The sequence below is a fragment of the Promicromonospora panici genome, assembly GCF_900608595.1.
Lineage (GTDB): Bacteria > Actinomycetota > Actinomycetes > Actinomycetales > Cellulomonadaceae > Promicromonospora > Promicromonospora panici.
In genome coordinates this window covers 173,659-188,290 of sequence record NZ_UWYY01000015.1, presented here as the reverse complement: position 1 = coordinate 188,290, position 14,632 = coordinate 173,659, and the positions used below count along the sequence as shown (strand labels likewise).

The following is a 14,632-nucleotide window of genomic DNA, read 5'->3' as shown; positions in this document are numbered from 1 at the left end:
GCCTGCCTAGTGTCGTGTGTCGTAAGTGACTTTAGGGTTTGACTTCGAGATCATGCGGGTATGGCGAATCGACCTGCTCCGGTGTTGATGCTGCGTGATGGTGACCGTGTCGAGCTGGAGCGGTGGGTGCGTTCCTCGACGGCGCCGGCCGGTGCGGTGCGCCGGGCGCGGATCGTACTGATGGCGGCCGACGGTGTGGCGAACCAGCAGATCGCCGAGAGGGTGGGGGTCTCGTCCCGACGGTGCTGACGTGGCGGGGCCGGTACCAGCGGGCTGGGATCGCGGGCCTGGGCGACGCGCCGCGTGCGGGGCGGCCGCGCACCGTGGATCACTGGGCGATCGTGACGGCGACGCTGAGCCCGCCGCCGAAGAAGTACGGGGTCACGCACTGGTCGAGCCGGCTGCTGGGCGCTCATCTAGGTGTCAGCGCCTCGACGGTGGCCCGCGCCTGGCGGGCCTACGGCGTCCGGCCGTGGCGGGCCGAGTCGTTCCGGTTCTCCACCGATCCCGAGCTGGTCGGCAAGGTGACCGACGTCGTCGGCCTGTACCTGGACCCGCCCGCGAACGCGGTCGTGCTGTGCGTGGACGAGAAGTCTCAGATCCAGGCCCTGGACCGCACCCAGCCGATCCTCCCGATGCAGCCCGGCCTGATCGAGCGGCGCAGCCACGACTACGTGCGTCATGGCACCTCGACCCTGTTCGCGGCACTGGAGATCGCCACCGGCAACGTCACCGCCGCGCTCAAGCCCCGCCACCGCCGCCAGGAGTTCCTCGCGTTCCTGCGCCAGGTCGCCCGCGCCCACCCCGAGGTGGAGCTGCACCTGGTGATGGACAACTACGCCGCGCACAAGACCCCCGAGGTCCGGGCCTGGCTGCAGGCCAACCCGCGCATCCACGTCCACTTCACACCGACCCACGCGTCCTGGATGAACCTCGCCGAGGTCTGGTTCGGCATCGTCGAGCGCCAAGCCATCCGCCGCGGCGTGTTCAAGTCCGTCAAGGAGCTCAACGCCAAGATCCGCGCCTTCATCGACGGCTGGAACGACCGCGCCCACCGCTTCTCCTGGACCAAGACCGCCGACGAAGTCCTCGCGAAGGCCAACCGTCAGAAGACTTCAGAGACGGGCCACTAGCTTGCTTGAAGCGCCGCTCATCCTCAGACAGCACCAGCTCACCACGCACGAAGTCACGTGGGAACGCCTCAGCATCGAAGGCTTGGCTCGCCGCATGACCGACCGAACGGCGACCTGACTACTCGACCTGGTCAAGCCCGAAACAGATCCGCGTACTCACCGGCAAGGCGCACGTAGTGGTCCGCGTTCTGAGCGATCGCGTCTCGCTCGCCGGAGGAGATTTCCCGCCGCACGACGCCAGGAATACCCGCGACCAGGGATCCCGGCGGCACGACCATGTTCTCCCGGACGACGGTGCCCGCGGCCACCAGGGACCCGGCGCCAACGACCGCGCCGTTGAGCACGGTCGCGGACATCCCGACGAGCACGTCGTCCTCGATCGTGCAGCCGTGCAGGACGGCGGCGTGGCCCACGCTCACCCGCGCCCCGACGGACACCGGCAGCCCGGCGTCGGCGTGGACCACGACCATCTCCTGGAGGTTGGCCTCCGGACCGATCCGGATGTCGTCGCCGTCACCGCGCAGGACCGCGCCCCAGAAGACACTCGCCCGCTCCGCGATCTCCACCGACCCGATGACGGTCGCGGTGGGGGCGAGCCAGGCGGACGGCGACACTCGCGGGGTCTTGCCACGGAAGCTGATCTCGGTCACGTCCCGAAGCATAGGAGGTGGGGCACCCGTGTTGGTCGCGGGTGCTAGATAGTTGGTTCTGCCGTGAGAAGGGCCGTCGTCCAGGGGGCGGGCCTGACCATCCCCGACGACGTGTCGGTCGTCTCGTTCGACGACGCGTCGGTCGCCGGCTGGCTGCGGCCCGGGCTCACGACGTTCGCGCTGCCCCACCGCGCGCTGGGCCGGCGGGCGGTCGAGCTGCTCCTGGAGCAGGTGCGGCCCTGAGAGGGCGGGGCGCCCGGCCGCGCCGGACGGCCTCGTCCACCGCCTGCCCATGCCGCTTCGCTCGCGTGGGTCGGTCGCCGCCCCCCGGCGCGCCGGCCCCTCCTGACGTTCGCCCTGGCCCTGGCCTCAGGGACACCGCCGCCCTACACTGGCCGCGCGTGGTTGAAACGTTGCAACGGAGCTCACCACCCAACCGGACGATCGAAGAAGATCGGACCCGCCCGGAGGCGTCATGACCCTGGACCGCAGATTGTTCCTGAAGACCGCCGGCGTCGCCTCGACCGCCGCGGCTCTGCCCGCCACCTTGCCGACAGCCCTGCCGGGCAGCGCCTCCGCAGCCTTCGCCGCGGCCGCCGAGCCTGGACGCGGCGGCGTCAGCGCCGTGCGGTTGGACAACCCGCTCGTCGAGAAGAAGACCAGCCCGCTCGGGATCGACGTCGACCGGCCACGGTTCTCGTGGACCATCGAGTCGGACCGGCGCGGCGTCGAACAGGAGTCCTACCGGCTGCGGGTCAGCACCCGCGGTCCGCGCCCCCGCGAGGTGTGGGACAGCGGCGTCGTACCGTCCCACGAGTCGGCGAACATCGAGTACGACGGGCCTCCGCTGCGCGCCGCCACGGACTACACCTGGCGGGTGGACGTCGCGACCACGCACGGGAGTTGTACGACGACGTCGGACTTCCGCACCGGGCTGTACGACGAGAGCGACTGGGCCGGCGCCGCGTGGATCGGCAATCAGCGCGGCTCGGACCAGGTCACCGACCTGACCTTCGACGGCGCCTCGTGGATCTGGGCGGCGGAAGGCGAGCTGCCCGGTCAGGACCGTGCGTTCCGGCTCACGCAGCCGGCCCCGGACGGCGCGTCGGCGACGCGGGCCGAGGTCCTGATCACCGCCGACGACTCCTTCACGCTCTGGGTGGACGGCGCCCAGGTCGGCGCGACCGAGCCCGTCGAGAACGGCTGGCAGGGCTCCCGCTTCTACGACGTCGACGTCGCGGGCGGCACGACGGTAGTCGCCGTGCGCGGGACCAACGACGCGGCCAGCCCTGGGGCCGTGCTCGCCGTCGTGCGCCTGACCTGGTCGGACGGGACGACGTCCACTCTGACAACCGGGAGCGCCTGGAAGGCCGCGACCCAGTTCCCGGCGGACTTCGCACGCCCCGACCTCGACGACTCCGGCTGGGACCAGGCCGCCGAGATCGCGGCCTACGGCTCGGGGCCGTGGGGCAGCGGCGTGCGGCCGCCGACGCGCGACCCGCTGCCGGCACCGCTGCTGCGTAAGGAGTTCGAGGTCGGGCCGCGCCTCGAGCGCGCCGTGCTCTACCTGGCCGCGGGCGGGTACGCGGACGTGTCGCTGAACGGCGCGCCCGCCGACGACCACGTGCTCTCGCCGGGATTCGCCGACTACGACGACACCGTCCAGTACACGGCCGCCGACGTGACGCGAGGGCTGCGGCAGGGCCGCAACGCGCTGGGTCTCGAGCTGGGCCGCGGCTTCTACGGGATGACCGGAGGCAACGTGTGGCGCTGGGAGTCGCCGCCGTGGCACGACGAGCCCGTGGTGCGCGCAGTGCTGCACCTGCGGTACGCCGGGGGCGCCGTCGAGCACGTGGTCACGGACGCGAACTGGCGGATACACGACGGGCCGACGGTGTTCGACGACCTCTACGGCGGCGAGGCGTACGACGCGCGCCGGACCCTGCCCGGCTGGGACTCGGTCGGGTTCGACGACGGCGAGTGGGCGGCCGCCTCGACGGCGCCGGGCCCACAGGGCGTCCTGGTCAACCAGCGCCAGCAGCCGATCGAGGTGACCGAGTCACTACCAGCTGTCGAGGTCACCGAGCCGGAGCCGGGCGTCTACGTGGTGAAGTTCCCCCGGGTCATCGCGGGCTGGGTGCGGTACACCGTGACCGGGCCGGCCGGTGCGACGATCCGGGCCGCGCACGGCGAGAAGCTCGCGGCCGGCGGGCGCGTCAACATGAGCAACAACGGCGGGTTCCAGGCCGGCTTCCAGACCGACCGCTTCACCCTGGCCGGGGCCGGGGCCACGGAGCCGGACGCAGGCTCGGAGCCGGAGACGTGGGAACCCCGCTTCTCCTACAAGGGCTTCCAGTACATCGAGGTCACCGGGTGGCCCCACGACACCCCACCTCCCCCGGCGGCCTTCACCGCGCGGGTGGTGCACACGGCCGCCCGGGAGACCGGGACGTTCGACAGCTCGAGCGAGATCATGAACCGGACCCATCGCGCCGTCGTCGACACGCTGAAGAACAACATCCACGGCATCCCCACCGACACGCCGATGTTCGAGAAGAACGGCTGGACCGGCGACGCCGCCCTCGGCGCGGAGATGTTCCTGCTGAACCTCGACGTGCACGAGCTGTTCGCCAAGTGGCTGCGCGACGTCCAGGAGACGCGGGACGCCCAGGGCCGCCCGCTCGTCATCGCGCCCAGCTCGGGGGACTGGGGCGAATGGGGCGTCTGCCCGCCGTGGCACGCGGCCTACGTGATGATCCCCTGGTGGCTCTACCAGTACGGCGGGGACACGCGCGTGCTGGCCGAGTGCTACGACGGCATGAAGGCGTACGTCGACCTGGAGTTCGACCGGTCCCAGGGCGGCATCGTCACCGACGCGCGGCTCGGCGACTGGGTCAGCCCCGAGGCGAGCCCGGCGGGCGGCAACGCGCCCGAGGACCTGCGGGTCTCGGGCACGGCGTTCCTGTACTCCATGACGACATACATGCGACGCAGCGCCGGGTTCCTCGGCAAGGCTGCCGACGTCGAGCACTTCGCCCGGAACGCCGCCACGATCAGGGCCGCGTTCAACAACACCTTCCTCGACCGGGACGCCGGGCACTACCGCGGCGACGGCGACCGCGGCTACCGGCAGACGCACAACGTGCTCGCCGTGGCCTTCGGTCTCGTGCCCGACGCCGCCACGACGCGGCGGGTCGTCGACAGCATCGTCGCCGACGTGCGCGCCAAGGGCACCAGGCTCAACACGGGTGTGCTCGGCACCAAGTGGCTGCTACCGGTGCTGACCCAGCACGGGTACACCGACGTCGCCTACGAGCTCGCCGTTCAGACCGGGTACCCGAGCTGGGGCTACATGATCGAGAACGGCGCCACCTCCATGTGGGAGCACTGGTCGCTGGAGGCGCGGTCCTACGGCCACTACTTCCTCGGCACCGTCGACGACTGGTTCTACCAGCACGTCGCCGGCATCCAGCCGTCGGCCGAGACGGGGTACCGGGACATCACGATCGCCCCGGCGGTCACCGACCACCTCGACCGGGCACGGGCAGCGACCCGGACGCCGTACGGCACCGTGGCCAGCGAGTGGCAGCGCACGGACGGCGAGCTCAGCCTCACCGTGACCGTGCCGGTCGGGTCGACGGCGACGGTGCGGGTTCCCGCGCATGATCCCGAGGCGGTCACCGAGCACGGGCGTCCGCTGCGCCGGGCCGAGGGTGTCACGGGGGTGTCGGCCGAGGACGGCGTCGCAGTGGTGCGGGTCGGATCGGGCCGGTACACGTTCGTCGCGGAGCGGTGACTGTCGAGATGGTGAGGACGCCAACAGCAAGGCGCCGAGTCGTGGACGGGCCGTTCCTCTGGGTGGACGAGCCTTCCGTATGCCATCGTGAAGAGATGTTCCGCCTCCTCGGGCTCCTCGGAGGGCTGGCCGCTGTCACGGATCTAGGCACAGGTGCCGCGGCCGACGAGTCGCTCGCCCGCGCGGTCGTCGCATCCCGGCTCGCCCGGGCCCTGGGGGGCGACGCGGAGGCGGTCCGGGACGTCGTCTACGTCTCCCTGCTGGAGCACGTCGGCTGCACGGCGTACTCGGTCGAGCTCGCAGCAGCCCTGGGCGACGACGTCGTCGCGACCCGGGCCTTCCTGCAAGCCGACCTCAGCACGCGCGAGACGCTCGCCACGCTCGTCCCGGCTCTCGCCTCGGCGACGGGACGGTCGCGCCTAGGCGTCACGGCAGCCGTCCTGCGCCACTCCGCCGCTCTCGACCGAGGCGGACCTGCCGCGACGTGCGAGGTGGCCCGCACGGCGGCCCGCCGCCTCGGGCTCCCCGGGCCGGTGCTGGACGCGCTCGCGCACACCACGGCGTCATGGGACGGCAGCGGTGTCCCCGCCGTGGCAGGTGCAGCCATCCCGTACGCCACTCGCCTGGCGCACGTCGCGGCGATCGCCACGCTGTTCGCTTTGCTCGACTCGCGCGACCGCGCGACCGCCGAGGTCCGGCGCCGGGCCGGGAAGACGCTTGACCCGGAGCTGGCAGCCGTCTGCCTGGAGCGCGCGGACGAGGTGCTCGACGGGATCGGCGAGGTCGACGCGTACGAGCTCCTGCTCGACGTCGAGCCCGACCCCGTGCGCCTGGTCGACCCGGCGCGCCTCGAGCAGGTGGCCCGTGTGTTCGGAGACATGGTCGACCTCAAGAGCCCGTGGCTGCACGGGCACAGCTCTGCCGTGGCTGACCTCGCGGCCGCCGCGGGCCGCCGGGCCGGGCTCGGCCAGGACGCGCTCGGCCGGCTGCGCTGCGCCGGCCACCTGCACGACATCGGTCGCGCCGGCGTCTCCAGCAGGGTGTGGAACAAGCCCGGCCCGCTGAGTGCGTCCGAGCGCGACCAGGCACGTCTCCACCCTTACCACGGGGAGCGGATCGTGGCTCGCGTCGCCGCCCTCGCCCCAGTGGCTCCGCTCGTGGGGCGGCACCATGAGCACCTGGACGGCAGCGGCTACCCGCGGGGCGCGCTCGCGACCGACCTGTCGATCGAGGCACGTGTGCTGGCCGCAGCCGACGCCTACCGGACCCTGCTCGAGGGCCGCCCGCACGAACCCCCGCACTCCGCCACCGAGGCCGCGGACCGGGTCCGGGCGGAGGTCCGGGCCGGCCGCCTCGACGGCGACGCCGTCGAGGCTGTGCTCGCCGCGGCCGGCCACCCCGGCGCCGGGCGGCGGCCCCGCCCGGCAGGGCTCAGCCCGCGGCAGGTCGAGGTGCTCCGGCTCGTGGCCGCCGGGCTGTCCAACAAGGAGATCGGCAGGAGGCTGGTCATCTCCCCGCGGACCGCCGAGCACCACGTTCAGGACGTGTACTCGCGGATCGAGGTCGCCACGCGGGCCGGAGCGGCCCTGTTCGCCATGGAGCACGGCCTCTTCGGCGGACCGAGGGACGACGGCTCGCAACCGGGCCAGGGCGACCCCGCGGCGGGCCGCGACCCACGTCGCGCAAGATAGGTAGGTCTACCCATGCACGGGCGCCCGGCCCAGCCCGACCCTGAGGGCATGTACACCTCGACGCCCACGACGGACGCTCCTCCACGCGAACCTCTCCTGACATCGTCCTTCGTGCGCCTTTCCCTGGCCGACCTCGCGTACTTCACCGCCGCCGGCGTCAGCATCCTCGCGCTCCCCCTGTACGTCACGGGCCCACTGGGCTCGGACGCGGCCGGCGCCGGGATCGCGTTCGGCGCCTTCGCGCTCTCCGCCCTCCTCCTGCGCCCGGTCGTGGGACGGCTCTGCGATGCCTGGGGACGCGCACCGCTCATGATCGGCGGCGGGATCCTCGCGGCGACGACGCTGGCCCTCACCGCGCACGCCGACTCGCTCGCGCTCGTGGTCGCGCTGCGCCTGCTCCTCGGTGTCGCCGAGGCCGCCTTCTTCGTCGCGTCCCTCGCGGCGCTCGCCGACCTCGCGCCCTCGAGCCGACGAGGGGAGGCGTTGAGCTACAACTCACTCGGCCTGTACCTCGGAATCACCCTGGGCCCGCCGCTCGGCGAGCTGCTGATCCGCACGGTGGGATTCACCGGCGCCTGGTACGGCGCGGGCGTGCTCGCGCTCGGGGCGGCGGCCGTGGCCGGCTCCATCGGCGAGACGCGGCCGTCCGGCCCGGTCTCGGACTCCGACACGACTCGCCGGCCCGCGTGGATCCACCGGCCGGCGATCGGCCCGGGCCTCGGCTTCCTCGCGTCCGTGATCGCGATGGGCGGGTTCCTGGCGTTCGCCACCCTGCGCGCCGAGTCGATCGCGATGCCGAACGTCAGCCTCCCGCTGCTGGTCTACGGCTGCGTCGTCGTCGTCGGACGGGTCGCGTTCGCGCGAGTCGTCGACCGGCTTCCTGCCCTGGCCCTCGGCGCGGGTTCGCTCGCTACGATCGCGGCCGGCCTCCTCCTGATGGCCGGCCTGCGGACGCCCCTGGCGCTGATCGCCGGGTCGGCGCTCATGGGGGCCGGGGTCACCTTCAGCACGCCGGCTTTCTTCTCCGCGATCTTCGCCACCGCGACCCCCCGCGAGCGCGGGGTGGCGTCGGGGACCGCCAGCATGGCGCTCGACCTGGGGCTCGGAGCGGGGCCGATGGTTCTCGGGCTCACCGCTGCGGCGGTGGGGACTTCGTGGGCGTTCGGGGTCGCCGCGGGGATCGCCGTCGTCGGCGCGCTGTGGACGTGGTCGCTGTCACCTCGTCGTGCCGGCCCACGCCACCTTGCCCCCGCCCCCGCTCCGGATCTCACCGCCCGACGGCGTACGCCCGGATCACCGTCTCGCTGACCCGCGAGCCGGCGTCGTCCCACGCCTCGACCCGCAGCGAGACGTGCTCGGTCCCGCGCGGCACCCGCACGGTCGCGGTGAACCTCCCCGGCCCGCTGTCGGCCGCACCGCCCGTCGCGACGTCGACCGGCGTCCAGGTCTCCCCGTCGTCGGCGGACGCCCACAGCCGCATGCCCGCCACCTCGGACGGCGTGGAGCCGTCCTGGTGCGACGCCGACAGGCGGAGCACCTCGCGGCGGTCCCCGCGGTTGCGGTCGTCGAGGGACAGCCCGTAGTCGATCTGCAGCAGCGGCAGCACGACGTGGTCGTCCGCGAACGCCGAGGTGAACTCCCACTCGGTCGACACCCGGGTGGACAGCTCCCACCACGGCGTGGAGCGCGCGACGTCGGACCGCAGCCGGTACGGCGTCGGCTCCTCCGGCAGCCCGTAGAACCAGCCGATCGTGCCGGGCTCGTCGAGCACGAGCTCGCCGTCCTGCCACAGCCGCATCCGCACGTCGGCGTCCTCCTCCCACGGCAGGGCGACCGGCATCGAGTGCCCGGCGTCGTCGACCCAGAACGGCAGCTCGAACGCGAACATGTCCCAGTCGCGGACGGCGGACGCCATGCCGTACTCCCCGTACCCGCCGACACCCGGCGGCGTGAACCCGCCGTGGTGCGCCTGGGCGAGCCAGACGTCGCTCGCGGTGTCCCCCGGCCGGTACTCGCGGATCTCGGACTCGAACCCGCTGGCCAGCAGCGCGTCGGTATGGCGTGGCATCACCTCGTGATACCAGCGGACACCCTCGGCCGCGGTCACGTACTCGGTGCGCCGAGCGGGCGCGGTGAACTCGCTCACGAGGCCGTAGATTCCCTGCCGCTCGGGCCGCTCGATCACGGGCCTGACCTGGACCTGCCCCTCGGTGCTCATCGCGCGGTACGCCATGTCGAGCGTCGCCAGGTTGTGCGGTCCCGCACGCAGGGTGAGGTCCTCGTCGGGCACGTGCCCCACGTGCTCGGCGACGGTGTCGAAGGTGTAGGCCGCCTGGTCGCGCCCGAGGATCCGCAGCCGCACCGGGCGGCTCTCCAGCTCGCGGCGCAGCCGGTCGCCGGTGTCCTGGTCGGTGGCCAGCACCGGGATGCCCGCGCCGTCGACCGCGCCAGGAACGGTCCCGAGCCCGTCGCCGCGGACCAGCAGCCCCGACGCGCCGGCCGCCTCGGCGGCGGCCGCCTGCGCCCGGACGTCACCCTGGTTCACGAGCGCGAACCGGCCGCGTACTCGCGCGGCGGCCAGGTCCGCGGCGGTTCCGGCGCCGGCGTCGACCAGGCGTGCCCGGTCCCTGCCGGTCACCGGCTCGGACCCGGGCACAGGGGTGGCGGGCACGTCGCCCACGCGCCGGCCGGCCGAGACCTCGAGCACCGGCTGGCGCTGCTGGGTGAGGGAGACGAGCTCGAACTCGACCCCGTCGCCCGCCCCGTCGGTGGGCAGGGCGTAGAAGTCGGGCGCGACGACGTCGTCGGCGTAGCCGCCGTAGGTCGCGCTGACGGTGCTGTTGTACTCGCCGTCGACGAGCCGGTAGAAGAGGAGCCTCTTGCCGGCGTCGTCCGTCACGCGGTGCGTGGTGACGTCGAGGGGGCGGGCGTCGCGCGCGTCCAGCTCGACTGTCATGTCCTTGCCCAGCTCCACCAGCGGGTCGGCGACCGCCGTGACCGCGGTCGGCCACGACGAGCCCTGGTCCCGCGCCTCGAAGAACCCAGCGACGTAGTACGAGCCCGGCTCCAGCCGGACGGTGGCCACGCCGTCCGTGAACTCGGGCTCGACCCACAGCGAGTCCCACGGATCGGCGGCGTTCTGCAGCACCAGGTGGTCGTCCGCCGTCGCCGGCGAGCCGTCGACGTCCGTGGCCCGGATGGTCAGGTCGTACTTCTCGCTCTCGTTGACGAACCCGACGGCGGTGCTCACCTGGTCGCCATTACCGGACCGCGCGACCAGCGCCCCGCCGTATGCGCCCGGGGGCACGACCGCGGGGTGGAGCGCCAGGTCGACGCTCGCGGTGCCGCCGGCCGGGACCATCAGGTGCGCCGCCGACGTCGTCACGGTGCCGTCCGGAACCTCGGCCCGCGCCTCGTCCCGCACCACGAGGCTCACGTCGAGCTCCAGCGCGGCGTCTCCCGGGTTGCGGTAGGTCACGGTGCGGGTCACCGGGTCGGCCTCGTCCTGCGGGTAGGGCATGATGCCGAACGAGAGGGACGGCGGGTCCGAGGTGACGGCCTGCTCCAGCGCGCCCGGGATCCACACGCGGCCCGCGCCCTCCTGCCACACCGAGTTCCCCTCCCCTTGCTGCGCCGACGCCATGAGTACGTCCTTGAGCTCCTGTCCCGTCAGGTCGGGGCGGGCGGACCGCACGACGGCGGCCGCGCCGGCGACGTGCGGCGCCGCCATCGACGTGCCGCTCGCCGCGACGTGCAGGTCGTCGACGGGCTCGCCCAGTGCGGTGCCCGCCGCACGCGCCGCCACGATCTCGACGCCGGGCGCCGCGATGTCGGGCTTCAGGGCGCCGTCGGCCCGCGGCCCGACGCTGGAGAACCCGGCGACCGCGTCGTCGTCCCCCACGGCGGCGACCGTCAGCGCGCTCGACGCCGTGCCGAGCGTCGGGATCGTGCCCGGCTCCGGTCCCTCGTTGCCCGCGGCGGCGACGGCGAGCAGCCCGTACTGCTCGCTCAGGGCGTCCACGGCGAGCGACGCCGGGTCCGTGCCGTCGGTGTAGTTGCCGGGCTCGCCGAGGGAGAGGTTGAGGATATCGGCGCCCTGTTCGGCGGCCCACTCCATCCCGTCGATCACCCAGGACGTGTCACCGCCGTCGGGCGTGAGCACCTTGGCGTCGAGCAGGCGCGCGCCGGGCGCGACGCCACGGTTCACGCCGTCGGACGCCTCGCCCGAGCCGGCGACGATTGAGGCCACGTGCGTGCCGTGCCCGACGTCGTCCATCGTGCTGTCCGGGGAGCCGCCCGAGCCGGTGAAGTCCCGCGCGGCCGCGACCACGCCGTCGTCCAGGTCGGGGTGCGTCTCGTCGACGCCGGTGTCGACGACGCCGACGGTCACGCCCTCGCCGGTATGCCCGGCGTCCCAGGCCTGCGGGGCGCCGATCTGCGGCATGGAGTCGGCATCCTGCGGCTCGACGCGGCGGTCCAGCCACACCTTGGCGATCGCGACGCCCTGCGGTGCGGCCTTCGTGGTGTCGCCGCCGGCCCTGCCGGCCCTGCCGCTGGAGGCGGCGAGCGCATCGAGCAGTCCCCAGGACTCCGCCGGCTCGTCGGAGCCCGCGGTGGTGTCCAGGTCGCCGGCCACGGCGCCGATGGACTCGAGGGTGCGCTCCGTGCCGAGCCCGAGCGCGGCCCATTCGGGCGGCCGCACACCGCGAGCGGCGGCGCGCCCGCTCGTCTGGACGATGACGGGCAGGTCCCCGGTGCGCCCGTCGGCCACCAGGCGCTTGACGTCGAACAGGTCGCGGTCGAGCCGGTCCGGGACGAGCGGGAGCACGTCGGTCGGGATGACCAGGTGCCTGGTCTCGCCAGCCACCTGGTGGAACGCCACGGGTGCGCCGTCGGGGCGCTCGGCGGGCACGATCCGGACGAGGTCCTCGCCGTCGCGCTCGGTCACGGCCACCCGGTCGCCCGTGACGAGGGTGACCACCGTGGTGGTGGGGCGCTCCGGCGGCGCGGCGCGGTCCGGCGCGGCGTCGCCGGGCGCGAGCGCCGCGGCCGATGTCGCGACGAGGGCGGTGGCTGCCGCCGCGGCGACGGCGATCCTGCTGACGGTCCGGTGGTCCGAGCGTGCCGCCCGGCGAGCACGAGCATTCATCACGGACAACCCCGATCTTCGGTGGGACGGTGCCTCACTGGGTTGTGACGCGCGAGGGGACCCGATCCGTTGGGTGGGACGTGCGGCTGCTTGTCTGCCGACGTCGCGGTCGCTACCGTGAAGGTTCACGGAGCCATTCACGGTGCCCGTGCGCGGGAAACTCAACGAGGAGAGCTTGTGCCACACGAACTTCAGCCCGCCATCGAGTGGGCCCACCCCGGACTGGACCTGGGGTTCGACCACGGCGACGACCACCCCGTCCGGCTCGTCCGCTGGGCGACCGGTCCGAACGCCGCGTCGGTGACCGCGCCCCTGCCGATCGTCGACCTGAGCACCGCCGGGGAGCACCGCGCCCGCCACAACCAGAGCCTGCTGCTCTGGGGTGCCGGACTGCGGCTGCGCTACACCGGTCACGAGACGCTCGGCGACGAGCTGCGGATCCGCCAGCACGATCCCGACAGCGGCCTCGAGGTGACGAGTGTCTTCCGGGCGGCGGGGCCGGGGGTCCAGGTCCGGCACACCGTGCGCAACGGCGCCGACGTCGACGTCGACGTCATGCTCCTGTCGGTGAGCTCCGGGCTGATAGCTGTCCCGGAGGGGACACACGACCTGCTGTGGGGCGAGAGCGAATGGCTCGCCGAAGGACGCTGGCACCAGCGTCCGGTCTCGGAGCTGCTGCCGAACGTGAACCCGGAGTTCCACGGCCGCCGCAATCGCGGGAACTTCGGTGTGACCAGCCACGGATCCTTCTCGAGCGGCGAGTTCCTGCCGTCCGGCGTCCTCGCGACCGAGGACGGCCCGTCAATCGCATGGCAGGTCGAGACCAGCGCGGGCTGGCACTGGGAGGCGACGCAGAACGAGGGCACGGTCACCGTCGGCGTGTACGGCCCGACCGACCTGCACCATCAGTTCGCCCAGCGCCTGGCTCCAGGAGACGAGTTCACGACGGTGCCCGCCGGGTTCGCAGTCGCGGACGGCGGACGGGACGCGGCCTTCGCCGCGCTCACGGACTACCGGCGCGCGATCCGCGAGCTGCGCCCGGTCGATGCGGGGCTTCCCGTCGTCTACAACGACTTCATGAACACGCTCATGGCCGGGCCTTCGACGGAGAAGGAGCTCCCGCTCATCGAGGCGGCGGCGGAGGCTGGTGCGGAGTACTACTGCATCGACGCCGGCTGGTACGGAACCGGCAACTGGTGGACGGACGCGGGCGACTGGCTCGAGGCGCCCGGGCAGTTCAGCGGTGGCCTGATCTCGGTCATCGACGCCATCCGCGCCAAGGGGATGCGGCCGGGGATCTGGCTGGAACCCGAGGCGGTCGGCGCCAACGCATCGCTGCAGCTGCCCGAGGAGGCGTTCTTCCGGCGGTTCGGCCGGCGGGTCTTCGAGACCGGGCACTACCAGCTCGACTTCCGCCACCCGGCGGCCCGCGCCCACCTGGACGAGGCAGTCGACCGGCTCGTGGGCGAGCTCGGGATCGAGTTCTTCAAGCTCGACTACAACGTGAACTCGGGCGTCGGCACCGACGTCGACGCCGCAGGCCCCGGGGCCGGGCTCCTTGGGCACACCCGCGCCTTCCGCGACTGGCTCAGCGACGCCCAGGCGCGGCACCCGGAGGTCCTGTTCGAGAGCTGCTCCTCCGGCGGGATGCGCATGGACTACAACCTGCTGTCCGTCGCGCACCTGCAGTCCACCAGCGACCAGCAGGACTTCCGGAAGTACGCTCCGATCGCCGCGGCCGCGCCCGCCAGCGTCGTGCCCGAGCAGGCCGGGAACTGGGCCTACCCGGCCGAGTCGATGAACATCGAGGAGACGGCGTTCGCGATGACGGCAGGCGTGATGGGCCGGCTCTACCTGTCAGGGTTCCTGGGCGGGCTCGGCGACGAGCGGTTCGCGCTGGTGCGCGAGGCGATCGCGCTCCACAAGGACTGGCGGCACCGCATCGCCGGGGCGCACCCGGTGTGGCCGCTGGGGCTGCCCGGCTGGGACGACGACGTGATCGTGCTGCAGCTGGACTCCGGTCCCGAGTCGCTGCTGGCACTGTGGTCGCGCGGCGCGGCCACGGAGATCACGCTGCCCGGGCTGCGCGGGCGAGCGATCAAGCAGGTCTACCCGGTCGCGCTGCCGGAGTGGACGATCCGCACGGCCGAGGGCGTGCCGGTCGTCGAGGTGCCCACCGGTCCCGCCGCCCGCATCTTCGAGGTGGAGTGACC

At 73.1% G+C, this 14,632-nt stretch carries 6 protein-coding genes and 2 pseudogenes; 6 read left to right on the top strand and 2 right to left on the bottom strand.

The window, feature by feature from the left end; all coding sequences use genetic code 11:
* Positions 1–60 precede the first annotated feature (60 nt).
* Positions 61–1,133, top strand: a pseudogene (locus tag EW117_RS18705) (IS630 family transposase).
* 131 nt (positions 1,134–1,264) lie between these two features.
* Here EW117_RS18705 and EW117_RS18700 read toward each other — a convergent pair.
* Complete coding sequence (locus tag EW117_RS18700; protein ID WP_242504372.1) at positions 1,265–1,783, bottom strand: gamma carbonic anhydrase family protein; 519 nt, start codon at positions 1,781–1,783, stop codon at positions 1,265–1,267.
* Positions 1,784–1,861: 78 nt separating this feature from the next.
* On the opposite strand from EW117_RS18700, the pseudogene EW117_RS30845 reads away from it, so the two are divergent.
* The 4 genes and pseudogenes from EW117_RS30845 to EW117_RS18680 form a co-directional block, all read left to right on the top strand.
* Positions 1,862–2,132: pseudogene (locus EW117_RS30845) on the top strand (substrate-binding domain-containing protein); the annotation flags it as partial.
* A 126-nt stretch (positions 2,133–2,258) separates the two neighbouring features.
* Positions 2,259–5,579 carry an alpha-L-rhamnosidase gene (locus tag EW117_RS18690; protein WP_129788210.1) on the top strand — a complete coding sequence of 1,107 codons (3,321 nt, stop codon included), beginning with the start codon at positions 2,259–2,261 and terminating at the stop codon, positions 5,577–5,579.
* Between the two features lie 95 nt (positions 5,580–5,674).
* Positions 5,675–7,270: an HD domain-containing phosphohydrolase gene (locus tag EW117_RS18685; protein ID WP_129788209.1), complete on the top strand. Its 1,596-nt coding sequence runs from the start codon at positions 5,675–5,677 to the stop codon at positions 7,268–7,270.
* Positions 7,271–7,282: 12 nt separating this feature from the next.
* Entirely contained in the window at positions 7,283–8,578 is a 1,296-nt protein-coding gene (locus EW117_RS18680; protein WP_129788208.1) for an MFS transporter, read from the top strand.
* Here the strand turns inward: EW117_RS18680 and EW117_RS18675 are convergent.
* Positions 8,538–12,419 (bottom strand): S8 family serine peptidase, encoded by a 3,882-nt coding sequence (locus tag EW117_RS18675; protein WP_129788207.1) that lies wholly within the window; start codon positions 12,417–12,419, stop codon positions 8,538–8,540. The genes EW117_RS18680 and EW117_RS18675 overlap by 41 nt on opposite strands.
* Positions 12,420–12,596: 177 nt before the next feature.
* Here EW117_RS18675 and EW117_RS18670 point away from each other — a divergent pair, with 177 nt between their 5' ends.
* Positions 12,597–14,630, top strand: a complete 2,034-nt coding sequence (locus tag EW117_RS18670) for a glycoside hydrolase family 36 protein (protein ID WP_129788206.1) — start codon at positions 12,597–12,599, stop codon at positions 14,628–14,630.
* Positions 14,631–14,632: the final 2 nt, after the last annotated feature.

Bases quoted from the DNA above. Each gene is read 5' to 3' on its own strand.
- EW117_RS18675 (WP_129788207.1), bottom strand. From the start codon at position 12,419: ATGAATGCTCGTGCTCGCCGGGCGGCACGCTCGGACCACCGGACCGTC.
- EW117_RS18680 (WP_129788208.1), top strand. From the start codon at position 7,283: ATGCACGGGCGCCCGGCCCAGCCCGACCCTGAGGGCATGTACACCTCG.
- EW117_RS18685 (WP_129788209.1), top strand. From the start codon at position 5,675: ATGTTCCGCCTCCTCGGGCTCCTCGGAGGGCTGGCCGCTGTCACGGAT.
- EW117_RS18690 (WP_129788210.1), top strand. From the start codon at position 2,259: ATGACCCTGGACCGCAGATTGTTCCTGAAGACCGCCGGCGTCGCCTCG.